Origin of the sequence: Micromonospora humida (assembly GCF_016901255.1) — a bacterium.
In the GTDB taxonomy this organism is placed as follows: domain Bacteria; phylum Actinomycetota; class Actinomycetes; order Mycobacteriales; family Micromonosporaceae; genus Micromonospora; species Micromonospora wenchangensis.
In genome coordinates this window covers 593,798-618,477 of sequence record NZ_JAFEUC010000001.1, presented here as the reverse complement: position 1 = coordinate 618,477, position 24,680 = coordinate 593,798, and the positions used below count along the sequence as shown (strand labels likewise).

Genomic DNA, 24,680 nt, shown 5'->3' with positions numbered 1-24,680 from the left:
CCCGGGGGCCGTTGTGGGGGCATGACCACGACGACCGGGCCGACCACCGATCGGCGTACCGCCGTGCACCGGCTGCTGCTGCGCCTCGCCGGACAGGCCCCGGACGAGGTGGTCAGCGCGGCCCGGCAGTGGCTCGCGACCGGTCAGCTCGCCGAGGTGGCCCAGGCGGTGGCGTTCACCTGCCTGACCGCAGGGATCGGGCTCACCGCGCCCGAGCAGGTGCTGCTGGCCGGGGTCCTGGCCGACGCCGGTGCGGACGACGACATGCTCGCCGGGCTGTCCACCGGCGAAGCCCCGCCGGTGGCGTACGGGATGGCCCCGGTGGGCCCGCAGGTGCTGGCCGGGGCCGGCGGGCGGATGCCGTACAGCATGGACCTGACCGTGGGTGGGGACGGCCCGGGCGGGCCCGACGACCTGGACCGGGTCGCCATCGCCGCGGTGGCTGCCGCACCCGGGCCGGTGGGGCTCTGGCGGGCCTGGCGGTACCCGGCCGTGGAGACGCCGTATCCGGCGCCGAAGCGGCTCTACCTCGTGCAGGGCGCGGATCCGGTCGCCCTTGCCGCCCGGATCGGGTCCATCCTGGAGGCCGCCGGGGAACGGCATCCGCTGGTGGAGGTCTTCGGTGAGCCGGTGGAGCTGCCGGAGTACCAGCGGCGGGCGTTGGCCTACTCGGCGCTGCTCTGGGCCGCCCGCCCCGCCACCCCGCTGCGGCTGGCCACCCCGCCGGACCCCGCCGATCCACCCGGCACCCTCGGCGACGACGAGGCGGAACGGGTCGTCGCCTACCTCGGCGCGGGGGTGCCGCTGCTGACCAGCCCGCACCGGTCGGCTGACGGCTTCGATCCGGCGTCGGCCGCCGACCCGGTACCCACGGGTGTCCGGGGCGACGGGCGGTGGCTGTGGTCGGAGGCGGTCACCTACTACGCCGACCAGTACGGCTTCGCCCCCGAAGCGGACCTGCTCGCGGCGATCCGGGCCGCCGACTACACCGCCCCGGCCCTCGACGCGGTGGCGGTGCACCGTTCGCTGTCGTACCTCTTCGCGGCGATGTGCGACCCCGACCGGACCGGGGTGAACCATCACGGCGGGCCCCCCGTTGTGGAGGCATGAGCGTGCCGTCGGCGATGCACCGGCTCCTGCTGCGGATCGCCGGGCAGGCCCCCGCCGCGCTGCTCGGCACCGCCCGCGCCCGGCTGGCCGACGGTGCGGTGACCGAGGTCGCCCGGATGGTGGCCTTCGCCGCCGTCGCCCGGCAGATCCGGCTGACCGACCCCGACGTGCTGCTGCTCAGCGGGGTGCTCGTCGGGGTCGGTGCGCCCGACGACCTGCTCGCCGACCTGCCCCGCGCCGGGGACGACCACACCCCGCCCTACCTCTGGACACCGGACCCACCCGCCGACCCCGGCCAGCCCGGCAACGGTCACGCCGCCGGGCCGCCCGGGTCGGCCCCCTCCGGTGGGCACCCGCCTGTCGGGGGCGTGGCGTCCGACGGCGGGGACGCGGTCGACCGGGCCGCCGTCGACGCCCTCGGCGGCGGGGAGCCACAGCCCGGCGGGCTGTGGCGGGTCTGTCGACGCCCGGCGTCGGCCACGCCGTACCCGTCGGCCAGCCGGGTCTATCTGGTCCAGGCCCGCGCCGGGGCGGTCGCGCTCACCGCGCGGCTCCAGGCCGCCCTGGCGGCGGTGGGCGAGACCGACCCGCTGGTCGAGGTCTTCGGGCACCTCGCCGGGCTGCCGACGTACCACCGGCGGGCGCTCGCGGGGGCCGTCCTGCTCTGGGCCGCCCGACCGGCCGATCGGGTACGCGTCGCGGCCACCTTCGACACCCTCGACGCGACCGGGAACCCGACGTTCGGCCCCGACCGGGCCCGACTGTCGACCGCGGAGGCGAACCGGGTCGCCGGCTACCTCGCCGGCGGGTTCCCCCTGTTCACCGGCCCGGCCCGGGTGCCCGACGTGGTCACCCCGGGCCGCACGGTGCCGGTGGACCTGCTCGGCGACGGCCGGTGGATCTGGTCCGCCGCCACCGCGCACTACCTCACCCGGTACCGGATCGCCCCGGACGAGGGCCTGCTGGCGGCGATCCGGGCGGCCGGCTACGCGCCCCCCGACGTGGACGCGGTGGCGGTGCACCGGTCCCGGGCGGCTCTGGTCGAGGCCACCCGCGCGGCCACCCGGACGGCGGCTGACCGACGATGACCGACCCGCCCGACCCCGTACACGCCGCCGTCGTCGGTGCCGTGCTCCTCGTCCACGCCGCCACGGAGCCGTACGCCGCCCTGGCCGGGGTGGCCGCCGGGCTGCCGGCCGACCCGGACCGTACCGTGGTGCTCTGCTCGGTGACCGTGTCGGCCCGACCGGACCTGTTCGCTCTCCTGGCCGACCTGCTGCCCCGCCAGCTCGGCGGGTCGGCCGCCGGGTTCCGGCTGGTCCCGCTCGGCGGCTATGCCGACCCGGTGGCGGTGCCGGACCTGGCGGCCGGCCTCGCCACGGATCTCGGGATCGACGGGGCGGTGCCGCTGGACGCCCCGGCCGTGTCCACCCGGGCGGTACCGGCGGCCCGCCGGTGGATCGTCGCCGACGGTGGGCCGGCCCGACCGGAGCAGCCGCCCGCCGCCTGGTGCCCGCCACCTGCCGGGCCGACCCGGCAGGTCGGCGGCCCCGAGGGCTGGCTGGTCGCCCCGGTCGGGGACGGCTACACGTGGCTGCCCTCCGGCTGGCCACCACCGGCCGTCGGGCCCGACAGGTCCGTTGAGGACGCGGGACGGCCGGAGCGGACGGATGGTGGCGGTCCGGCTGCTCCCGGTGGACAGCCGGCCGGTGACCGGGGCCGCCCGCCGGGACGACCGGTCCCCGGTGGCTGGTCCTTCCTGCCCGACCCCGCCGGGACGCCGCTGGGGCGCGACGATCTCCCGGGACCCGGACGGCAGGCTCCGGTGCCGCTCGACGTGTACCTGGTCGAGGTGGCGCTCGGCGCGGGCGGCTTCCAGGTGGACGGCCGGCCGGTGCCGCCCGGGGTGCTCGCCGGTCACCTGGCGGCCCTGCGGCGTGCCGGGAGACCCGTGGTGCTCTGCGGGGACGCACCGTACCCCGCCACGGCCGGGATGCTGTTCGGGGCTCTCGCCGACGCCCTCGGCGTTCCGGTCGTCGCCGGTGACGCCCGGGTCGAGGTGACCGCGACGGGGCTGCTGACCACCACGGGCACGTTCCGCCGGTGGCGTCCCCGGCCGGCGGCCGGCACCGCCCGCACGGTGACCGACCTCGGCCCGGTGCTCCCCGCCCCGGCGGGCCTCCCCACAGCGCCTCCCACGCCACCCAACGCGCCCGCCACCTCCGGACCACCCGACGACGCGCCCGCCACGACCGGTGCCGCGCCGGCCACGACCGGTGCCGCGCCCGCCATAACCGGCACCGCAACCGCCATGACCGGCACCGCGCCCGCCATGACCCGTGCCGAGCCGATCGTGACCGCCGCCCGCCGGGCCGGGCCGGCCGCCGTGCCGTCGGACGGTGCCGGTGCGGCCCCGTACACCCCGGGCGTGCTCCTGGTCGGCGTGTCCGCGTCGGCCGTCGACCCGGCAGCCGTGCCGGTGGACTGTGTGCACCGGTGGCAGCGGATCGCCGCTCCCTCACTCGACCTGCTGCGGGTCGCGTCGCCGGAGGTGACCGGGGACGTCCGTCCGCCGGCCCCGGAGCCGACGGACGCGGCCCCGCCCGGCCCGCAGAGCCCGGCCCCCGACCCGACCGTGCCACCCGCCGCAGCCCACGACCAACCGGCCCCGGCCCCCGACCGTCCGGACATCCCGGTCGGGACGCCCGACGCGGTGCCGGGCCGACCGGAACCGGTGCCCGGCCCGGTGGCCGACGGCCCCGGGGTGCCGCCGGCCGCCGTCCCCGGACCGCGACCGGCCCCGCCGGACCCGACGCGGGTCCCGGTGACGTTCCGGCTGGACGGGAGTGCGCCCACCGCCAGGGACCGGACGTCGCTGCGGCGGATCCTCGCCGGCCGCTACGACTCGTACACGCAGGTGGTGACCCGGACCCTGGCGGAGGAACCCGGTCTGCGGGTGGCGGCGGTGAGCGCGCCGGACCTGCCGGCGGGCCTGGTCGCGGTCCGCGCCTACTGCGTCGGCGAACGGGAGACGGTGAACGCGGTCCTGCGCGGCGACGCCGCGCCGGCCGACGATCCGGCGGTGCTGGCCCGCTGGGTGGGCTACGGCCTGCGTCGCCTGCCGGTGGTCTTCGGCCCGGTCTTCCGCGCCGCGGCCGTCGCACCGCCGGGCGGCTACCCGCCCGGCACGCTGCTGGTGGAGCCGGCCTTCCTCGACGTCGACCCGACGCCCGCGCCGGCGCCGGACGCCGGGGTGCGGTTCGTGATCTGGTCCGTCGGCGCCCGCCGGCTGGGCGGTCTCGGCACGACCGGCACCGGGGCCCGTGCCACACCGGCCGGCGTCCACACCGGATCACGCACCGACGGTACGGCGGTCTTTCCCGCCGGGACGTGCTTCCAGGTGCTGGCGGACGAGCCGGTGGGCGACCGCGAGCTGCGGCAGGTGTTCCTGCGGGAGTTGCCGGCCGGCCGACCGACCCGGGGCGGCGAGCAGACGTTGCAGCGGTTGCGGGCGGTCGCCGGGGTGGGGGACGCGGCAGGCGGCGGCACTGCGCCGCTACCGGTGGGGGTCGGCGTCGACGGGGCGGGGCGGTTGTTCGCCCCGCCGTCGGGGTGACCGCCGGTGGTGGGGCGGGTCGGCACGACGGAACCCGCCCGTCGCCGGTCGGCCGGCGGGGTGCGGTGGGCGGGGGATCAACCAGACGAGAGGGTGGTGAGGGGTGAACAGCACCGTGATGGCGGTCTCCCAGACGGAGCAGGGGTGCCCGCCGACGATCGCCGGCGCGTTGGCCGTCGCCCCGGCCGGTGCCACCGTCGTCGTGCAGCCGGGGGTGTACCGGGAACAGCTCCAGCTCGGCGGCGACGTGACGCTGATCGCCGAGGAGGGACCGGGCACGGTCACCATCGACGGGGGAGAGGGGGTGGTGCTGCACGTCGGCGCGGGAGAGGTGACGCTGCACGGGATCGAGCTGCTCGGTGGTGGCGGGCACCTGCCGGCCGTCCAGGTCGGCGGTGGTCGGCTGGAGCTCACCCGGTGCGGCGTACGGGCCGGTGGTGTCGTCGCGGTGCACGTGCCCCGGGGCGAGCTGACCATGCGGGACTGCCGGGTGGGCAACCCCGCCGGGGCGGGCCTGCTGTTCGAACGCGCCGGCACCGGTGAGATCGCCCGTACCACCGTCGCCGGGATCGGCACCGTTGCGGTGGCCGTCACCGGCGGCGACCCGGTGCTGCGCGGCTGCACGATCACCGACGTACGCGGCAGCGGGCTGTTGTGCACCGGGGGCGGTCGGGGGCTGGTGGAGCAGTGCGTGGTCTCCGCCGTCGACGGCCCCGGCGTGGTGGTCGAGGACGGCACGGTCCGGCTGGTCGACACCCGGATCGTGGACACCGGTGGCACCCCGGTGCTGGTGACCGGTGGCAGGCCCGAGCTGACCGGCTGCGAGATCCGCACGGCGACCGGCCCGGCGGTGCTGGTCGACGGGACGGCCGACCCGACGCTGCGCGACTGCGACCTCGGCGTCGAGGGCGGGCACGGGCTGAGCGTGCAGGCCGCCGCCACCGGCAGTTACCTGGGGTTACGGGTCGAGACGACGACCGGGGCTGCGGTGGTCGTCAGCGGCACGGCGGCGCCCCGGATCGACGGCGGCACGCTGACCGCCACCGACGGGGTAGGCCTGCTCTTCGCCGACGCGGCGACCGGCAGCGCCCGGGAGGTGACGATCGTCCGGGCCCGGTCCGGGCTGCTGGCCCGGGGCACCTCCCGACCCGAGGTCGACGACCTGACCGTCACAGCGCCGACGCAGGAGGGGCTGCGGGTCGCGGAGTCGGCGCGGCTCCGGGCGCGAGGGGGAGCGGTGACCGACGCCGGGTCGGCCGGGGTGTCGGTGACCGACGGGGAGCTGACCGTGGAGGGGACGACCCTGCGCGACTGCGCCACCGGTCTCGTCGTGTCGGCCGGGCGGCTGCGGGCCACCAGTGTGGACGTGCTCGGCAGCCGGGGTGCCGGGCTGACCGCCCAGCAGGGGGCGACGGTGCAGCTGCGGCGCAGCCGGGTGCGGGGCGGCGACGGGCCGGGGGTGTGGTTCGCCGGGGAGTCGCAGGGCGAGGTGACCGGGTGCGAGGTGTTCGGCAACACCGGCCCGGGGGTGCTGGTGCAGACGCGCCGACCGGTGCGGCTGGTCGAGACCGAACTGCGGGGTAACGCGGGCGGGCGGCTGCGTACCACGGTGGACGACGCCGCGGTGGAACTCGTCGGCACCGACGCCGATCCCGCGCCCACCGGTCGCGCCGGCGGCCCCGGGTCCGTCGGCCCGCCGGCGGACGGGCCGCACCGGCCGCCGGAGCCGGTCGGGCGGCCCGACCCGGCCGCTCCGGCGCGGGCCGCCGATCCCGCCGTGCCGGTGCCGGCGACGCCGTCGGCCGGTGCCCCGCCCGCCGACGACCCGGCCGCGCCGCTGCTGGCCGAACTGGACGCGCTGGTCGGTCTGGCCGGGGTGAAGCGGGAGGTGGCGACCCTGGTCGGGCTGCACCGGATCAGCCGGCGGCGGGCCGCCGCCGGGCTGCCCGCCCCGCCCATGTCCAGGCACATGATCTTCGCGGGTGCGCCGGGGACCGGGAAGACCACCGTGGCCCGGCTCTACGGCCGCATCCTGGCCGCCCTCGGTGTGCTGCCCGGCGGGCAACTGGTCGAGGTGGCCCGCGCCGACCTGGTCGCCGAACACATCGGCGGTACGGCGGTGAAGACCACCGAACGGTTCCGCGAGGCGATCGGCGGGGTGCTGTTCATCGACGAGGCGTACACCCTGGCCCCGGTCGACGGTGGCGGCTCGGGGCACGACTTCGGTCGGGAGGCGGTCGACACCCTGGTCAAGCTGATGGAGGACCACCGCGACGAGGTGGTGGTGATCGTCGCCGGCTACTCGGCGCAGATGCGCACGTTCCTGGCGGCGAACCCCGGGTTGGCCTCCCGGTTCTCCAAGACCGTCGAGTTCGAGAGCTACACCTCCCCGGAGCTGGTGCAGATCGTCGAGCGGCTGTGCCGCGACCACCACTACGCCCTGGAGTACGACACCCGGCTCGCCCTGGAGTCGTGGTTCGAGTCGATGCCGCGTACCGGGTCGTTCGGCAACGCCCGGGTGGCCCGGCAGACCTTCGAGGAGATGGTCAGCCGGCAGGCGTTCCGGTTGTCCGGCAGCGGTGCCGCCTCGGGGGTGGAGCTGGCCCAGTTGCTGCCGCAGGATCTCGACGAGGCGGCGGCCGGCCCGGCCGACGACGGGCCGCCGGCCGGTGCGGTGGACGCGCTGCTGGCCCGGCTGCACGCCATGATCGGGTTGGACGCGGTGAAGCAGGAGGTGGCCGACCTGATCGACCTGCTGGCCGCCGTCCGGACCCGGGTGCGGGCCGGCCTGCCCGCGCCGTCGGTCTCCCGGCACCTGGTCTTCTCCGGGCCACCGGGCACCGGCAAGACCACGGTCGCCCGCCTCTACGGGCAACTGCTGACCGCGCTGGGGGTGTTGCGTGGCGGTCAGCTGGTCGAGGTGGCCCGCGCCGACCTGGTGGGCGAGTACGTCGGGCACACCGCGCAACGCACCCGGGAGGCGTTCGAACGGGCCCGGGGCGGGGTGCTGTTCATCGACGAGGCGTACACGTTGGCACCACCGGACGCCCGCAACGACTTCGGCCGGGAGGCGATCGACACGCTGGTCAAGCTGATGGAGGACCACCGCGACGAGGTGGTGGTTATCGTCGCCGGTTACGAGGCGGAGATCGCCCAGTTCCTCGCCGCGAACGCCGGCCTGGCCTCCCGGTTCTCCCGCCGGGTCCACTTCGCCCCGTACACCGCCGACGAGCTGGTCGCCATCTTCGAGGGGCTGGCCCGCGCGGGCGGGTACGACTGCCCCGGGGACACGCTGACCGCGCTGCGCCAGCACTTCGAGCAGGCCCCGCACGGTCCGGCCTTCGGCAACGGCCGGTACGCCCGCCAGGTGCTCGACGAGGCGGTGACCCGGCAGGCGGGTCGGCTGCGCGGCCTGACCGGGCCGACCGTCGCGGACCTGCGTACCCTGCGGGCCGAGGACGTCACCTCCGCGACGGCGTCGCATGGCTGACCGACCCGGTGGCACCGGGTGGCGGCTGCGGCCGGTGGACCGTCCGCATCGGAGCCGGCTGCGCCGTCGGGTGACGGGCGGCATCAGCGACAGCGGGTCCGACGGTGCCCCGTATGCTCTCCTGGATCGACGTGGGACCGGAGGTGCGGGCGCGCCCGCGCGGCCGGTCGCGCGGACGGTGAGCGTGCTGGGGAGGCACCGGTTGGCAGGTCTTTCTCGCGGGCCGGACGCGGACGCGCCGGGCGGGGCCGGCATCGGGGTGGCGGCAGCCGACACCGTGGACGCGTCGGCCGTCGACGCCGGGCCCCCGCCACCCGCCGCCGACCTGGCCCCCGACGCGCGGCTGCGGGAGCTGCACGCGGTGCACGCCGAGCCGCTGTTCCGGTTCCTGCTCCGGCTGGCCTCCGGTGAACGGCAGCTCGCCGAGGACCTGCTCCAGGAGACGATGATGCGGGCCTGGCGCAGCATCGACAGCCTCGCCGCCGACCTGGAGACCCAACGGCGCTGGCTGTTCACCGTGGCCCGCCGGGTCGCCATCGACGTGGCGCGGGCCCGGCAGGCCCGCCCGACCGAGGTCGGCGCGCTGGATCTCAGCCGGATGCCGGCGACCGCCGACGTGGCGGAGCGGGTGGTGACGGCGCGGACCATCCGCGACGCCCTACCCCGGATCAGCGTCGAGCACCGCCGGGTGGTGGAGGCCGTCTACTTCCGGGGGCTGTCCACCGCCGAGATCGCGGCGGAGTTCGGCATCGCCGAGGGCACCGTCAAGTCCCGCGCCCACTACGCCCTGCGCGCGTTGCGCGCCGTCATAGGGGAGGTCGACGGTGCGTGAGGCGACGACCGCGATGGCATACGATTGCGGCGGCGGGGCCGCGAGGCGCTGCCTCCCCGAGCAGAGCTGACAGGCCATGACCGACCTCCGAAGCGACAGCGACGCCCCCGGTCCGGTGGCCCACGCCCCGCTGGAGCAGTGCGCTCCCTACCTGTGGGGTGACCTCGACCCGCAGGACGAGTGGGAGTTCGAACGCCACCTCGGCACCTGCACGATCTGCCTCGACGAGTGCGACCGGCTGGGCCCCCTGGTGGGGGCGTTCTCCGGGCTCACCCCCGGCGAGATCGCCGACCTGCGCACCGGTCCGGCCGACGCCACCGCCGCCCCGGCCCTGCCGGCCGCCGACGCGGCCCCCACCGCCGCCCCGGACCTCGGTGAAGCCCCCGCCACCGGCGGCGCCATCGCGCCGCGTCCCGGCCCGTCGGCGGCCCCGCCGGATTCGTCGCCGTCACGTCCGGGGCCGGCGGACCGGCCGCCCTCCCGGGGCGTGGACGGGCGTGGTCCGGCCGGCCGCGCGCCCGACCGGGCCCGGCGGGGTCGACGGCGGTGGCTCGTCGCCGGCACACTCGCCATGGTCGCGGCGGTGTCCCTGGGGGTCACGCTCGGGCAGCGGCAGCAGGGCGGCGCGCCCGACGCCCGGCGGTCCACGGTCAACCCGGTCGCCGCCGGGGTGACGGTGGAGGGGGTCGGTGCCGCCACCCGGCTGTCCGTCACCGTCTCGGCCCGCACCGACGGCCCCGGACCGGCCTCCGACGTGCGGGCCACCGTGCTCGGCCTGACGGCGGGGGTGCAGTACCGCCTCTACGCGGTCGCCGCCGACACCCGCACCTACCAGGTGGCGCAGTGGACGGCGACCGCCGGGCCGCAGGAGGTCACCGGGGAGATCCCCGCCGCGATCGACACGCTGGCGTTCTTCGCCGTCGCGGAGACCGACGGGACGGCGCTGGTGTCGGCCCGGATCGGCCGCCCCGCCGGCCCCCGCTAGACCTTCACCCGCGTCCACTTCTGGTTGGCCTCACCGGTGCACGTCCACAGTTGCAGGCCGGTGCCGTTGGCGGTGGACCAGTCCCGGATGTCGACGCACCGGCCGATCGCCGAGTTGACCAGATCACCGGAGCCGTTGATCCAGAACTTCTGCGCCCAGCCGCCGTTGCAGGTCGCCAGCTGGATGCGGGTGCCGTCGGCGCTGGAGGCGTCCGCCAGGTCCATGCAGAGCGAGCCCATCCGGATCGTGCCGTCGCCGCCGAACGTCCACTTCTGCCGGGCCGAGCCGTTGCAGTCCCAGATCACCAGCTGCTGGCCGTCCACGGTCGAGGGGGCGTACAGGCAGGTGCTGCCGTACCCGCGGATGCGGTAGCCGGTGGATGCCGCCGCCGCTGGCGGCGGGGTGGTCGGCCGGGCCGCCGCCTGCGTGGACGGGGCGGCGCCCGCCGGGGCGGGCCTGGTCGGGGTGGCGCCCGGCCTGGTCGGCTTGCCACCCGGAGCGGGGCCCGCGCCGGCGGGCGTGGGCGGCAGGGCCAGCACCGGGCCCCTGGTACCGGCCGGCAGCGGGGGACGCGGGGACGGACGCCCACCGAGCCGCGGATCCTGGGCGTAGAAGGCGGCGTAGGCGAGGACCCGGCCGGCGTTCTCGTCCACCGTGCCCAGGTCGGGTGCGCCGCCGGCCTGCACCCCGGGCCCCCACTGGAAGGCGGCCAGCGCGAGCGGGTACGGGTCGGCGGTGAGCCCACCCAGGTCGGTGGTGAGGGCGCACATCGTCTTGCCGAGCGTGGCGATCGCCGTGGCGGCGTCCCACGGTGACTGGCCGGCGGTCGCGTAGCGGCTCCACACGGTGGGGAGGAACTGGGCGATGCCCTGCGCGCCGTTGGGGCCGAGCAGGTTCGGGTTGAACCCGGACGCCGCCATGAGCTGACCGGCGATCTTCGCCGGGGTCACCGCCGGGCAGGTCCGGCCGGCGGCGAGGATCGCCGCCAGGTGCTCGTCGGGGATGGGGCGTGGCGCGCTGCCGGCGGGTGGCGCGGGTGGGGCGGGCGTCGGTGACGTGTCCGCCGCGTCCGGGTCGAAGTCGGGCTGGCGGGAGTACCACTCGGCGTAGCCGACGACGGTCCGCACGTACCCGGCCGCAGCGTCGGGGACGCCCCGGTCGGCCTGGACGGCGGGCATCCCGGAACGGTGTGCGGCGAGCGCGAGCTGCCAGGTGTCCCCGTCGATGTCGCCGTGCGACACCTGCCCGACGAGGTCGCACATGTGGTGGGCCAGCGCGACGATGTTCGCGGCGACGTCCAGCCGGGGCGCGTCGGGCCAGGGCAGCCACCGCTGCCAGAGTTCGTCGGTGAGGCCGGCCACCCCGGAGCCGCCGTCGTCGGTGCGGGCGTCGGCCACGAACCCGGAGGCGGCCATGAGCTGACCGGCCAGCCGGGGCGCGGTTAGGGTCGGGCAGGAGAGCGCGGCCTGGGCGATCAGGGGCACCTGCTCGGCGGGGACCGGTTTGCCCTCCACGGTCTCGGCGGTGGCCGTGCCGAATCCGGTGCTGGCGGCGAAGCCGGCGAGGACGGCGAGCGCCAGCGCCATCAGCCCGGCGACGATCCGTGCCACGATCGGCGGGCCGGGCAGGCGGGACATTCCCCGTCGGACGACGCCGGTCAGTGGTGACAGCCGTTGCCGCACCCCACCGACGAGTCGTTCCAGCCGCTGGCGGTGGGACGTGGAGGTCAGTGGCACCGGTGCGCTCCTCGACAGGCTGTGGCTTCGACCTCTCAACGCACCGAGCCAGCCGAAGGTTCAGTCGGATCAGCGTGGAGTTTGCCGGGTGCCGTTGATCGCGGCGCTGCCGGGGTGGGTGGTCCGGGTCGTCCGGCAGGTCGGCACGCCGCCGACCTGCCGGACGTCACCGGGTCGACCCGGCGCTCGCGGCTGTGGGGCTGCGCTGCGCCGCACTCCTCGCGCTCACCGGATGACGATGGTGTCGAGGTAGCCGGTCAGGTTGCGGCGGATCTCGGTCACCGAGTCACCACCGAACTTCTCCACCGCCGCCTCCGCGAGGACCAACGCCACCATCGCCTCCGCGACCACCGCCGCAGCGGGAACGGCACACACGTCCGACCGCTGGTTGATCGCTGTCGCCGGCTCACCCGTGGCCACATCCACCGTCGACAACGCCCGGTTCAACGATGAGATCGGCTTCATCGCCGCCCGCACCCGCACCGGCTCACCCGTCGTGATCCCACCCTCCAACCCACCCGCCCGATCCGTCACCCGACGCACCCCCGTCGCCGTCGGCACGATCTCGTCATGCGCCTCCGACCCCCGCGACCGCGCCTGCAACCACCCGTCCCCGATCTCCACACCCTTGATCGCCTGAATCGACATCAACGCCGTCGCCAACCGCGCATCAAGCTTCCGATCCCACTGCACATGACTACCCAGACCCGGCGGCACCCCATACGCCAACACCTCCACCACCCCACCCAACGTGTCGGCGGCCTTCTTCGCCGCATCCACCTCCGCCACCATCCGGGCGCTCGCGTCCGCGTCGAGACACCGCAACGGGTCCGCGTCGATCCGCTGCGCATCCTCCGGCACCGGCCGCAAACCCGGCTTCACCGCCACCGACCCAAGCTCCACCACATGCGACACGATTTCGATTCCGAGGGCCTGCTTCACCAGGGCCTTCGCCACCGTCCCGACGGCGACCCGCGCGGCGGTTTCCCGGGCGCTGGCCCGCTCCAGGATCGGCCGCGCATCCGTGTGGCCGTACTTCTGCATCCCGGCCAGATCAGCATGACCCGGACGGGGACGCGTCAACGGGGCGTTACGCGCCTGACTCGCCAACTCGTCCGCATCGACCGGGTCGGCGGCCATCACCGTCCGCCACTTCGGCCACTCCGAGTTCCCCACCCGGATCGCCACCGGACTACCCAACGTCAACCCGTGCCGCACACCACCGACGACCTCGACCTCATCCTGCTCGAACGCCATCCGCGCACCCCGGCCGTAGCCGAGCCGACGACGCGCCAACTCACCCGCGATGTCACCGGAAGTCACCGCCACCCCGGCGGGAACCCCCTCCAACAACGCCACCAGAGCCGGACCATGCGATTCACCTGCAGTCAGCCAACGCAACACCGCCGTCACCCCCGCACGCCGGGCAGGGCGTGCGCCACCCCGACAGCGACCGGGGCGTCGGCGGCGGCCGGGTTCCCGAGGTCGGCCAGGTGGCGGGCGTGGGCGGCGGCGAGGTGGCCCCCGGTCCGGGCGGTGCTGATCAGCACCGCCATGTTGGCCCGGGAGGACCGGCCGTGGGTGGCCGCGTCGACGGCGCGCATCAAATACTTGGTGATGGCGTTGCCGCGTACCCCGTCCCGTCGGGCGGCCACCATCGCCTCCTCGATGGCCCGGTCGACCTCGGCGTCGTCGACGGCCTCCGCGGCGTCGACCGGGGTGGTGATCAGGAAGGAGCTGTGGTTGCCCAGGGCCCAGTGGTTCTCCACCGCGCGGGCGATCACCGTCGCGTCGTCGACCCGGCAGGGGCTGGGGATGCCGCTGGAGACGCAGTAGAAGGCCGGAAAGTCGGCGGAGCGGTAGGAGACCACCGGCACCGAGTGGGTCTCCAGGTATTCCATGGTCAGCCCGAGGTCGAGGATCTTCTTGGCCCCGGCGCACACCACTGCCACCCGGGAACGGGTGAACTGGATGAGGTCCGAGGAGATGTCCATGCTCGTCTCGGCGCCCCGGTGCACCCCGCCGATGCCGGCGGAGGCGAAGAACGCGATGCCGGCCAGGTCGGCGGCGATCAGCGAACTCGCCACGGTCATCGCGCCCATGCCACCCTGGGCGAGCGCCACCGGCAGGTCCCGGGCGCTGACCTTGGGGATGCCCGGCGTGGAGGCGAACCGTTCGATGTCCGCCGCCGTCATGCCGACCCGGATCGCCCCGTCGTCGACGGCGACCGTCGCCGGCACCGCACCGCCCTCCCGGACGGCGTCCTCCACCCGGTGCGCGGTGGCGGCGTTGTCCGGGTACCGCAGGCCGTGGGTGATCACGTTGGACTCCAACGCCACCACGGCCCGTCCCTCGGCGAGGGCGTCGGCGACCTCCTCACTCAACCGCACCTCGACGGTGGAGTGGACCTTGCGTGTCATGCTGGCTCCTCGGTCGGTCCGGTCCGGTGACCCGGGACCGGTGTCGGGCAGGGCGGGGTTCGGGGTAGGGCGGGTCGGGCTCGGTGCGGGCCGGGGATCGGCTCACTCCTCCAGGACCGCCTCCAGCGCGACGGACACCGCATCCTCGTCGCAGCCGAAGGCCCGGGTCATGGCCCGGGTGACGGCGGTCACCAGCCGGTTGTGCTGCTCGTCGGTGAGCGCGATCGGCAGGTGGGAGATGCTCACGTGCGGGCGGACCGGGCGACGCCGGGAGCGGGCGGGCAGCGCCGCCACCACCTGGTGGACCCCCGGTTCGCGCAGCACCCCGTAGTGGTCGGCGGCCAGGTCGACGACGACGGGGGAGAGGTTGCGGCGGGCGGCGGCGGTGTCGAGGAAGGACTCCTGGTCACCCCGGGTACGCAGCACCGTCACCGGGGCCCGCACCGGCCGTCGGGCGAGTTCGGCCTCGGTGTGCCGCAGCCCGTACGTGCGGGCCACGACCCGGGTGATCCGGCGCACCAGCGGCAGGTCCAGGGCGGGGAAGTGCCGCTGGACGAACCCGGTGAAGGTCTCCTCGTCCGTGACGGTGGCCAGGCACTCGTCGATCACCGGACCGGTGACGGTGCCGGCGAACACGGAGCAGAGCACGGCCAGGTACGTCGGGTTGGCGAAGCTCGCCGGGCCGTCCGTGGCCGGACCCTGCGGCACCCGGACCCGGGGTGACCCGGGGGCGATCAGGACGAGTTGGTCCACCTGCTCGCCGGCCTGCTCCAACTGGTACGCGGCCTCCACCGCCACCCGGGTGCCGAACGAGTAACCCCACAGCGTGTACGGGCCCCGGGGTTGCCGTTCCCGGATCGCCCGGATGTCCTCGGCGGCCATCCGTGAGATCGTCCGGTAGGGCTCCTCACCCGGGTTCACGCCGTACGCCTGTACGCCGTGGAAGGGACGCCCGGCGGTGCCGGCCAGCAGCCGCAGGTTCATCGGGTAGCCGCCGAGGCCCGGCCAGCAGTAGACGGAACGCCCCTCCCGGCCCCGCGCCAACGGCACCAGTCGGGACCTGCTCACCTGGTCCCGTTGCGCGACCCGTCGGGCGAGTTGGGCGACCGTCGGGTTGTCGAAGATGACCTGCATCGGCAGCGCCGCGCCGAACACCCGGTTGAGCCGGTTGATCAGGGCGACGGCGATCAGCGAGTTGCCGCCGCAGGCGAAGAAGTCGTCGTGGACGGAGACGTCGTCCTGGCGGACCGCCTCGGCCCACAGGCGGGCGATGCGGCGTTCCAGGTCGGTGCGGGGCGCGACGAACGGCCGTTGCGGGCCGGTGTCGTCGGCGACCCGGGCGGCGAGCGCCGTGAGGTCGGTCTTGCCGTTGGCGGTCAACGGCATCCGGTCGAGGATCACCACCTTGTTGGGCAGCATGTAGTCCGGCAGCCGGCCGGCCAGGTCGTCGCGGATCAGCTCCGCCGGCCCCTTCATGTGGACGACGTCCTCCTTCATGCCCCGGCCGGCCACCTGGGCGGCGCTGACCCGCCCACCCACGGCGAAGTACGACGGACCGTCGGGCAGCCCGTGCCGGCGCAGGATGCCCCGGATGCGGTGGGCCGACGGCAGGTCGTGGCCGGTGTCGGAGCTGTAGCCGGAGGACATGAAGCCGAAGCCGACGTCGTTCATGGACAGTCGCTGCAGGACGCGTCCCAGGTCGACGTAGCGCCGCCACCGGGTCGACGTCGTGCTGATCATGCTGATGCCGATCGCGGCCCGGTCGTACACCTGCTGGTTGATGGCGATGACGTGCTGGCGCTGCACGAGGGCGTCGTCGAGGCGGACCAGCTCGCCGTCGTGGTACCGGTACTGCCCGGCGGGCAGGTCGACACCCCGGTCCGGGTGGACCTGGACGTACAGGTCGATCTCGTCACGGGGCGGCGGGGCGTACGGCGTCACCGCGAAGCTGCCCAGGTAGAGGTCCTCGGCGGCGCAGTCGAGGTGCCGGATGGTCTGCGGCGCATGATCGGTGGCGGTGATGCCCAGCCCGTACCCGGGCAGGACCTGTTCCAGCAGGCCGACCAGGTGGCCGGTCTCGATCTCCAGGACCTCGCGGATGTTGTCCTGGTAGACCGGTTCGATGGCCCGGCGTCGCCCGACGAGGTGCAGCCGGACGGTCGGCTCGGGTCGGGGCGGGGCCGGGCTGATCAGGACCAGCTCGTGGGTCAGCGGGTGGTGGTAGTAGTAGCCGGACGGCTGCCCCCACAGCTGGTGCAGCTCCAGGTAGACCTGGGTGGCGTTGAGCGCCCCGGGTGAGGCGTAGCCGTACTTGGGCAGCAGCCGTTCGTCGCTGACGAACTGCCCGAGGTAGCGGACGATCTCCCCGAAGGTGGCCAGGTCGAGCTGCCCGAGCGGGCGCGGTGCCACCGGGTCGGGCCGGGCCGGGCGCAGCAGCGCCAGCAGGTCGGCGTGGGTGACCGGCGGGCCCTCGTAGAACCGGTACGTCTTGCGGGCGAACACCCGCCGCACCTGCTCCGCGGTGGGTTCGGCCCCGGGCAGCGCGAGCACCGGCCGCCCGGTGAGCTCCTGAGGGGTACGCACCCCGACGTGCGACAACTGCGCCCGGACCTGGAGCCGGCTCTCCTTCGACCGGTGGTGGGCACCGTGGTGGCCCTGGTCCATCAGCGCGGCCTCGCGCGGGTTGAGTTCGACGACGGCGAGCAGGTGCGGATGCCCCGTACGCGGATCGTCGCGGACCAGCACCCCCGCGTGCCGGACCCACTGGTGGGCCTCCACGGCGAGGCGCACCTCGTCGAGTTCGACCCGGAACCCGCGCAGCTTCACCTGGTTGTCGACCCGCCCGACGAACCGTACGGTGCCGTCGTCCTGCCAGGCGGCCAGGTCGCCGGTGCGGTAGAGCCGTTCCCCGGTGACCGGGTCGGGCACGAACCGTTGCGCGGTCAACGCCGGCCGGTGCAGGTAGCCCCGGGCGAGCTGGATGCCGCCGATGAGCAGTTCCCCGACGGCGTCCCCGGTGACCGGGGCGTCGTCGGCGTCGACGATGACGTAACGCAGGCCGGTGACGGGCCGGCCGATCGACACGGACTGCCCGGTGGGGTCGAGCCCGGCCGGGTCGACGGTGAACGCCGAGGAGTTGATCGTGCACTCGGTGGGGCCGTAGAGGTTGACCAGCGTGGCCGGGTGCGCCTTGAGCACGTCGGCGGCCAGCGTGGTGGACAGCGCCTCGCCGCCGGTGAAGACCTGCCGCAGGCTGGTGCAGGTGCCCAGGCGCTCGGTGTCGACGAGCGCCCGCAGCAGGGTCGGTACGCACTGCAGGGCGGTCACGCCGTGCCGGCGGATGCTCGCGATGATGGCCTCGGGGTCGCGGTGCAGGCCGGGGGTGCCGGCGACGACCGTGCCGCCGCAGGCCGGGGCGAGGATCTCCCACTGCGCGGCGTCGAAGCTCATCGGGGTCTTCTGCAGGACGACGGCCTCGTCGAGCCGGTAGGTGTCCCGCAGCCAGCGCAGTTGGCTGACGATGCTGCGGTGCTCGATCATCACCCCCTTGGGTCGCCCGGTGCTGCCGGAGGTGTAGATGACGTAGGCCAGGTCGCGGGGGCGGGGCCGGTGGTCGGGCACGTCGGGCGGGGACGTGTCGTGCCAGGCGCTCAGCGGCACGACGGCGGTGTCGGGCGGGACCAGGTCGGTCAGCCGTTCGACGAGGTCGTCCTGGGCAACGACGAGGCGGATCCGGGCGTCGGCGGCCATGTAGCGCAGCCGCTCGTCGGGGTAGTCGGGGGCCAGCGGCAGGTAGGCCGCCGAGGCGTACAGGATGCCCCAGGCCCCGACGACGAGCCCGGCGGACGGCTCGGCGAACAGGCCGACCCGGTCGTCGGGGCCGGCACCGCGTTCGCGGAGCTGGGCGGCGAGGGCACGGGCCCGGCGGGCCAGTTCCCGGCGGGTGACGCCGTCCGGCCCGTGCCGGACGGCGACCGCGTCGGGGTCCGCCCGGACCTGCTCGTCGAGCAGGTCCGGCAGGGTGGCGGCGGGTGGGTGGTGGGCGTCTTCGCCCGGGTCGTGGGTGTCGGTGGTGGCGGGCGTGGTGCGCATGCTTCCCCCTGTGGTGGGTGACGCCTCACCGGCTGGTCAGCGCGGGTGACGCCACCGGCTCCGCGGCGGGTGGCGGTGCCGGCGGGGACGACCTGCGTTGGGCGAGGGCGACTGCGGCGACGATGACCAGGCCGCCGACGAGCTGGGTCAGGCTGAGCCGTTGGTCGAGGAAGGCGAAGCCCAGCAGGCTGGCGACGATCGGGCTGACCAGGCTGAGGAACGACGCGGCCAGGGCGGGTAGCCGTTCCAGGCCGCGGAACCAGACGGCGTAGCCGAACAGCGAGCCGACGACCCCCAGGTAGGCCAGTCCGGCGAGGTTGGGGCCGGTGAGGTGGTCGGGCAGCCCCTCCATCAGCAGGGTGGTGGGGAGCAGGACGAGCCCGCCGGCGGTGAGCTGCCAGCCGGTGAACTGCAACACCCCCACCCCGGGCGGTCGGGCCCAGCGTTTGGTCAGCACGATCCCGCTGGCCATGCTGGCCGCGCCGGCCAGCGCCGCGACAACACCGAGCGGGTCGAGCGCGGCGGTCGGGCGCAGCACGAGCAGCGCGACCCCGGTCGCCCCGAGCAGGCACGCCACGACGTGCAGCGGCCGGATGCGGTCGCGCAGCAGCAGCGCGGCGAGGATCAGCACCAGCATCGGCTGGAACGACATGATCAGCGCGGCGACGCCGCCGGGCAGCCGGTAGGCGGCGACGAAGAGCAGCACGAAGAACAGGCCGATGTTGAGGGTGCCGAGCACCAGCGCCCGCCAGATCCAGGTGCCGCGCGGCACCACCCGTCCGAGCGCCATCAGGGCGAGCCCGGCGGGCAGGGCGCGGGCCAGGGCGGCCAGGTAGGGCCGGCCCGGGGGCAGCAGCTCGGTGGTGACGAGGTACGTGCTGCCCCAGATCGCCGGGGCCAGCGCGGTGAGCCCGACGTCGCCGATTCCGCCGCGCCTCATCGGGGCTGGTCCGTGCCGAAGTAGCGGTCACCGAAGTCGCCGATGCCGGGCACCATGTAGGCGTCGGTGTTGAGGCGCTCCTCGATGGCGGAGGTGACGATCCGGACCCGGGGGTACCGGGCGTGGACCGCGCTGATGCCCTCCGGGGAGGAGAGCAGGGTGACGAAGACGATGTCCTCCTCGAACACCCCGTACTCGCGCAGCAGCCCGAGGGCGGCCAGCGCGGTGCCGCCGGTGGCGAGCATCGGGTCCAGCAGCAGCACCTGGGACGTGGCGATGTCCGGTGGCAGGGCCGCGTAGTGGAAGTGCGGCAGCTTCGTCGTCTTGTCCCGCTGGATCAGGATCTTGCCGATCCGGGTCTGCGGCAGCATGGCCCGCAGTTCGCCCTCCATGCTCTCGCCCGCGCGGGCGATGGACACCCCGCAGACCGGCGCGGCCGGGCGCAGCCCGTGGTAGGTCTGCCCGACCGGGGTGCGCACCGGCGTGGGGACGACCGGGAGCAGGTCCAGGGCGGTGTCGAGGAGCTGCCGGAAGATCTGGGCGGAGGTCTGCACGAAGTCGGCCCGGGAGGCGTCGCGGTCCCGGATGACCGTGTGCAGCGCACGCAGCCGGTTGGTCTGCGGCAGCAGGTGCAGCCGGTCGGCCACGGCGGGGTCGGTCACGGTGCGGGTGGTCACGGTGCGGGCGGTCACGGTGGGGTCGATGGCGGTGTCGGTCATGGTTCTCAGTCCTGTCCGGCGAGGTCGGCGAACGCCTGGCGGGCGGCGGTGACGAACCGGCGCACCTTGGCCCGGTCCTTGCGACGGTCGGGGCCCTCCAGGCCGGTGTGCGCGTCGACGGCGGCGGGGCGTACCGCCGCGATGGCCGCCGCCACGTTGTCGGGGTTCAGGCCACCGGCGAGCATCAGCGGCCGGGGCGCGATCCGGACCAGCTCGGCGCTGACCGACCAGTCGTGGGTCAGACCGGTCGCGCCCTTGGCCCCGGTGGCGGGGTTGAAGCTGTCGGTGATGTACATGTCGACCCACTCGGCGCTCTCGTCGACGATCTTGGTCAGCTCGTCGATGTTGTCCTCCTTGACCACCAGGCTCTTGAGGACGTAGAGGTCGGGGTCGATCCGGCGCAGCTTCTCCAGCTGGGCGGGCTCGACGTCGCCGTGCAGTTGCACGGCGGTGACACCGAGTTCGGCGCAGAACTGCCGGATCTCGTCGGCCTCGGTCAGGTAGGTGATCAGGACGCCCCGGTGCCGGGGCTGGATCGCCGCGACGATGGCCGCGGCGTCGGCCTCGGACAGGTCCTCGTTCTTCGCCGGCAGCCGCAGGGCGAACCCCAGCCAGTCGGCGCCCTCCGCGCAGATCAGGTCGGCCTCGTCCTGGTCGATGACCCCGGCCACCTGGATCAGTCCCTGCATCTGCTGCTCCCTCTCTGTGCGAAAAACCGCTCGGAATCTCCACCGACGGAAATCCCACGTGTGCGTCGACCAATCCGTGGCGGCCGGGGATCCGGGACGGACCCGGCCGCGCGGTCGACTCGACGAGAGAAACGTACGAAACGAACGGCACCGGGGGACAGGCCCATGTCCGGCCCCGCGTCGGTGCCACTTCCACCGATGGCCCCGCCCGACGACGAAGCGGCCCCACCTGCGCGCGATGGAGCCGAAAAGGATTCGCCATGTCATTGTTTGAATTCTCGCGAACAATTCATGAATGGTGCAGCCCCGCTGAGCGCGAAACGGCCGACGATGACGGGACACGCCGTCACGACGATGCCACGGAATTGCCCGGACCCCTTGCTATCACTGTGCCGAGGAGGTCCACCAGTGACAACGAGTTCCACACCCGCCGCGGTTTCCGTCTCCGCGGCCGACCCGCACCCGCGCCGGCGCATCGACCTGTGCGGTACCCATCTGTCGTACGTCGACGTGGGGGCCGGCGACCCGATCGTGTTCCTGCACGGCAACCCCACGTCCTCGTACCTGTGGCGCAACGTCATCCCGGCGGTCCGCGACCTGGGCCGCTGCCTCGCCCCCGACCTGGTCGGGATGGGCGACTCCGGTCCGGCGTCCGACGGCGGCTACCGCTTCACCGACCAGGTGCGCCACCTCGACGCCTGGTTCGACGCCGTGGTGGGCGACCAGCCGGTCACGCTGGTGCTGCACGACTGGGGTTCGGCGCTGGGGTTCCACTGGGCGGCCCGTCACCCCGACCGGGTCCGGGCCGTCGCCTACCTGGAGGCGATCGTCCAACCCCGCCGGTGGAGCGACTTCGAGGCCGGCCGCGACCAGCTCTTCCGCGCCATGCGCTCACCCGAGGGGGAACGCCTGGTGCTCGAGGAGAACTTCTTCGTCGAGGTGGTGCTGCCCCGCAGCGTGGTGCGCCCGCTGTCGGAGGCGGAGCTGGACCGCTACCGCCGGCCGTTCGGTGACCCCGACTCCCGGCGGCCCACCCTCGCCTTCCCCCGGGAGCTGCCCATCGAGGGCGAACCGGCGGATGTGACCGCCGTCGTCGAGGAGTACGGCCGCTGGCTGGCCGCCTCCCCGGTGCCGAAGCTGCTGGTGGTCGCCGAGCCGGGGGCGTTGCTGACCGGTCGGGCCCTGGCGTTCGCCCGGACCTTCCCGAACCAGCGCGAGGTCACCGTCACCGGCAGCCACTACGTGCAGGAGGACTCGCCGGACGAGATCGGCGCCGCCCTGCGGGACTTCGTCGCCGGCCGGTGAACGCGGCCGTGGGGCGGGCGGTGGGATACCGCCCGCCCCACGTGGCTGATCAGGCCGCCGAGGTGGCCCGCTCCTCCTGCGGCGACTCGACCGTCGCCGACGAGGCGCTCAGCTCCCGCAGGATCGACTGCTCGGTGCGGGTCCGTGCCACGTCCAGCCCACCGTCCTCGTCGGTCAGCAGGAGCTGGGCGAACTGCGCGCGCACCTCACGCTTGAGCACCTTGCCGGTGACCCCCAGCGGGATCTTGGTGTCCCCCTTGGAGACGACCGTCGCGGCCAGCTCGTGCTTGCCAGCCGCCCGCAGCGCCCGGTTGATCCGGGTCAGCAGCTCCTCGGCGGTGAGGTCCGACCCGTCGATCAGGCGCAGCGCGGCGATCGGGGCGAACGAGGTCGGCTCGACCGGGTCGACCACCCCGACGACGGCGCAGTCCACCACCGCCCGGCACGCCTTGAAGATCTCCTCCTCGAGGGTGAGGCTGTAGACCGGGCCGCGCCGCGTCGTGATCACGTCCGTGGTCCGGTCGTAGTGGTAGAACCGGCCCTTGTCGTCCTTGTAGCCGATGTCGCCGGTGAGCCAGTAGCCGTTGCGGATCGACTTGTGCGTCAACTCGTGGTTGCCCCAGTAGCCCAGGGTCACCGTCGGGGTGTGCACCGCCAGGTAGCCGACCTGGTTGGGGCCGAGCTCCCGACCGTCCTCGTCGAAGACGACCGCGTCCTCGACGATCGGCTCCGGGTAGCCGACACAACGGTTGTAGGCGTTGGTCTTGGGGCCGTGGATGTTGAGGAACAGGGCCATGCCCATCTCCGAGGCGCCCAACCCGTCGAGGTAGTGCGACCCCGGCCGCCAGCTGCCGTTCTCCCGGTGCCGGCCGAGCCGGACCAGCTCCCGCACGTGGGCCTCGTGCGAGGCGTCCGCCGTGCTGATCCAGGTCGTCACGTTCGACGCGGCGGACGGCTCCAGGCCGAGCGCGAGCATCTCGGTGAAGGTGATCGGGAAGCCGGTCACCACGCTGGGCTTCCACCACCGCATCGCCTCGGCCACCGTCGCCCCGTCCTGGGACTCCATGACCAGGGTGGGCAGGCCGATGAGGGTGGCCATCATCATGTAGCTGTAGCCCGACGAGTGCGAGGCCGGGAAGGCCAGCAGCATCTTGTCGTCCGGGCCCGACGGCAGCGTCATGATCCGGGGGCGCTTGCCGGCGAAGAACTGGCGGTGGCCGAACGTGGCGGCCTTCGGCATGCCGGTGGTGCCCGAGGAGTGCGAGATGAGCACCGGGTCGCGGTCGCCGTGCCGGTACGGGTAGACCCCGGGCAGCGGGCCGGCCGGCGGCGCGGCGTGCATCGCCTCCTGCGAGGCGGTGAACCGGAACGGACGCGCGTCGGCCATCCCGTTGAGCAGCGGGCCGAGCTTGTCCGCGTCGACCACCACGCCGACGGCGTCGAGCCGGGAGAGGTACTTGGCGGCGGTGTCGGGCACCATGTTCGGGTTGATCACGGCGGGGATCGCGCCGAGGCTGTTGAGCGCCAGGAAGTGCACGAAGCTCGCCATGCCGTTGCGGGTGAAGACCCCCACCCGGTCGCCGTGGGTGACCCCGGCGTTGTGGTACCACCGGGCGTACCGCTCGGTCTGGTCGCGCAGCGTCGCCAGGCTGTAGACGACCAGGTCGTCGGGGCCGCCGCCGGGCGGCAGGTGGTGGAACAGCGGGGCGTCGTGGTCCTGCCCCCGCTCCAGGGCGTGCCACAGGAAGTCACCCGCGCCGAGCTGACGGGTGGCCAGCAGCTCCAGCCGGGCCCGCAGCCCCCGGTGCGACCGCCCGAAGTGCATACGCGGGACCGATGCCAGATAACGCTGTAGTGACCTGAGCTTCATGGTGCCTCCTCGGTGCTTCGGTGCGGCCAGATGGCCTCGGGGTCGGGCAGGGGTTCGGTCAGCGCGTCGAGATGGGCGCGCCAGTCGTGCAACCGCCGCGCGTCGACGGGGGCGGTCGGCTCTCCGTTGATCCGGGTCAGGACCCGGATTCCGTGCAGGGCACTGGTGATCCACACCTCGCTGTCGAGCAGCTCCGCCACGCTGGGCAGCCGGTGGCGTACCGGCATCCCCAGCTCGGCGCAGCGGTCGAGCAGCAGCCGCCGGGTGACGCCGGGCAGGATCCGCCCGTCCTCCGGTGGGGTGTGCAGGACACCCGACGACCACCAGTAGATGGTGCTGAACGCCCCCTCGCGGATCCGACCGTGCTCGTCGCAGAGCAGGGCCTCGTCGGCGTCCGCGTCGTGGGCGGCGGCTCTGATCTTCTCCAGCTCCTCGAAGTCCGGCCCCTTGAGGTGGGGCAGCCGCCGGGGGTCAGGATGCGGCCACACCCAGCCACGGGCCTCACCGACCCGGGGCGGGGCGGGCCGCAGCCGCAGGGCCAGCCGCTGGGTGGGAACCAGGTGCAGTTCGATGCGGGGAAACCACACCCCGGAACGGGGCAGCGCCGTGGTGACCGACGCCCCGAAGGACGCCACCCGGTGCGCCGAGACCCCGAACCGTCGTACGGCCGCGCCGAAGCGCTGCCAGTGCAGGCGGTACGCCCGGGACCGGCCGTCGGTCAGGAGCCAGGAGTCGGCCACCACGGGGCGGTAACGACTGTCCTCGATTCCTTCGCGGACCCCCGTCTCCCACAGCAGCAGGGGGGCGGCCCGAGTCGCCGACGGCATCTTCTTCTCCGATCCGTGGTGTGTCGCCGATTGGCTGGGCCGACCATAG

General features: G+C 74.5%; 16 protein-coding genes. 7 read left to right on the top strand and 9 right to left on the bottom strand.

Going from position 1 to position 24,680, the window contains the following annotated elements; translation table 11 throughout:
- Positions 1–21 precede the first annotated feature (21 nt).
- From JQX11_RS02575 to JQX11_RS02550, 6 genes are all read left to right on the top strand, one after another.
- Positions 22–1,110 (top strand): hypothetical protein, encoded by a 1,089-nt coding sequence (locus tag JQX11_RS02575; protein ID WP_204923284.1) that lies wholly within the window; start codon positions 22–24, stop codon positions 1,108–1,110.
- Entirely contained in the window at positions 1,107–2,198 is a 1,092-nt protein-coding gene (locus tag JQX11_RS02570; RefSeq protein WP_204923282.1) for a hypothetical protein, read from the top strand. The genes JQX11_RS02575 and JQX11_RS02570 overlap by 4 nt, the downstream gene beginning before the upstream one ends.
- Positions 2,195–4,726 (top strand): hypothetical protein, encoded by a 2,532-nt coding sequence (locus JQX11_RS02565; RefSeq protein WP_204923280.1) that lies wholly within the window; start codon positions 2,195–2,197, stop codon positions 4,724–4,726. The genes JQX11_RS02570 and JQX11_RS02565 overlap by 4 nt, the downstream gene beginning before the upstream one ends.
- Before the next feature lie 103 nt (positions 4,727–4,829).
- Complete coding sequence (locus JQX11_RS02560; RefSeq protein WP_204923278.1) at positions 4,830–8,216, top strand: AAA family ATPase; 3,387 nt, start codon at positions 4,830–4,832, stop codon at positions 8,214–8,216.
- A 202-nt stretch (positions 8,217–8,418) separates the two neighbouring features.
- Positions 8,419–9,048: a sigma-70 family RNA polymerase sigma factor gene (locus JQX11_RS02555; protein ID WP_228542817.1), complete on the top strand. Its 630-nt coding sequence runs from the start codon at positions 8,419–8,421 to the stop codon at positions 9,046–9,048.
- A 76-nt stretch (positions 9,049–9,124) separates the two neighbouring features.
- Complete coding sequence (locus tag JQX11_RS02550) at positions 9,125–10,033, top strand: hypothetical protein (RefSeq protein WP_204923276.1); 909 nt, start codon at positions 9,125–9,127, stop codon at positions 10,031–10,033.
- On the opposite strand, the gene JQX11_RS02545 is transcribed toward JQX11_RS02550, so the two are convergent.
- From JQX11_RS02545 to JQX11_RS02515, 7 genes are all read right to left on the bottom strand, one after another.
- Positions 10,030–11,769: a ricin-type beta-trefoil lectin domain protein gene (locus JQX11_RS02545; protein WP_204923274.1), complete on the bottom strand. Its 1,740-nt coding sequence runs from the start codon at positions 11,767–11,769 to the stop codon at positions 10,030–10,032. The two genes, JQX11_RS02550 and JQX11_RS02545, sit on opposite strands and share 4 nt — an antisense overlap.
- A 225-nt stretch (positions 11,770–11,994) precedes the next feature.
- The gene (gene aroC / locus JQX11_RS02540) at positions 11,995–13,173 is read right to left on the bottom strand and encodes a chorismate synthase (protein ID WP_204923273.1); all 1,179 of its coding nucleotides are present in this window, start codon (positions 13,171–13,173) and stop codon (positions 11,995–11,997) included.
- A 5-nt stretch (positions 13,174–13,178) separates the two neighbouring features.
- Positions 13,179–14,189 (bottom strand): pseudouridine-5'-phosphate glycosidase, encoded by a 1,011-nt coding sequence (locus JQX11_RS02535; protein WP_204923272.1) that lies wholly within the window; start codon positions 14,187–14,189, stop codon positions 13,179–13,181.
- A gap of 102 nt (positions 14,190–14,291) precedes the next feature.
- The gene (locus JQX11_RS32895; RefSeq protein ID WP_204923271.1) at positions 14,292–18,281 is read right to left on the bottom strand and encodes an amino acid adenylation domain-containing protein; all 3,990 of its coding nucleotides are present in this window, start codon (positions 18,279–18,281) and stop codon (positions 14,292–14,294) included.
- A gap of 25 nt (positions 18,282–18,306) precedes the next feature.
- On the bottom strand, positions 18,307–19,221 hold the full coding sequence (locus JQX11_RS02525; RefSeq protein WP_204923270.1) for an EamA family transporter: 915 nt from the start codon (positions 19,219–19,221) through the stop codon (positions 18,307–18,309).
- Positions 19,218–19,940, bottom strand: a complete 723-nt coding sequence (gene upp, locus JQX11_RS02520) for a uracil phosphoribosyltransferase (RefSeq protein WP_204923269.1) — start codon at positions 19,938–19,940, stop codon at positions 19,218–19,220. The genes JQX11_RS02525 and upp overlap by 4 nt, the downstream gene beginning before the upstream one ends.
- 5 nt (positions 19,941–19,945) lie before the next feature.
- On the bottom strand, positions 19,946–20,629 hold the full coding sequence (locus tag JQX11_RS02515; protein WP_204923268.1) for a phosphoribosylanthranilate isomerase: 684 nt from the start codon (positions 20,627–20,629) through the stop codon (positions 19,946–19,948).
- Between the two features lie 408 nt (positions 20,630–21,037).
- Between JQX11_RS02515 and JQX11_RS02510 the strand changes: the two genes are divergently transcribed.
- Positions 21,038–21,934 carry a haloalkane dehalogenase gene (locus JQX11_RS02510; RefSeq protein WP_307826028.1) on the top strand — a complete coding sequence of 299 codons (897 nt, stop codon included), beginning with the start codon at positions 21,038–21,040 and terminating at the stop codon, positions 21,932–21,934.
- Between the two features lie 49 nt (positions 21,935–21,983).
- Here the strand turns inward: JQX11_RS02510 and JQX11_RS02505 are convergent, their stop codons facing one another.
- Both JQX11_RS02505 and JQX11_RS02500 read right to left on the bottom strand, forming a co-directional pair.
- Positions 21,984–23,804 (bottom strand): class I adenylate-forming enzyme family protein, encoded by a 1,821-nt coding sequence (locus JQX11_RS02505; protein ID WP_204923267.1) that lies wholly within the window; start codon positions 23,802–23,804, stop codon positions 21,984–21,986.
- Positions 23,801–24,631, bottom strand: a complete 831-nt coding sequence (locus JQX11_RS02500) for an aminotransferase class IV (RefSeq protein WP_204923266.1) — start codon at positions 24,629–24,631, stop codon at positions 23,801–23,803. Before JQX11_RS02500 ends, JQX11_RS02505 begins: the two co-directional genes overlap by 4 nt.
- Between the last annotated feature and the right edge of the window lie 49 nt (positions 24,632–24,680).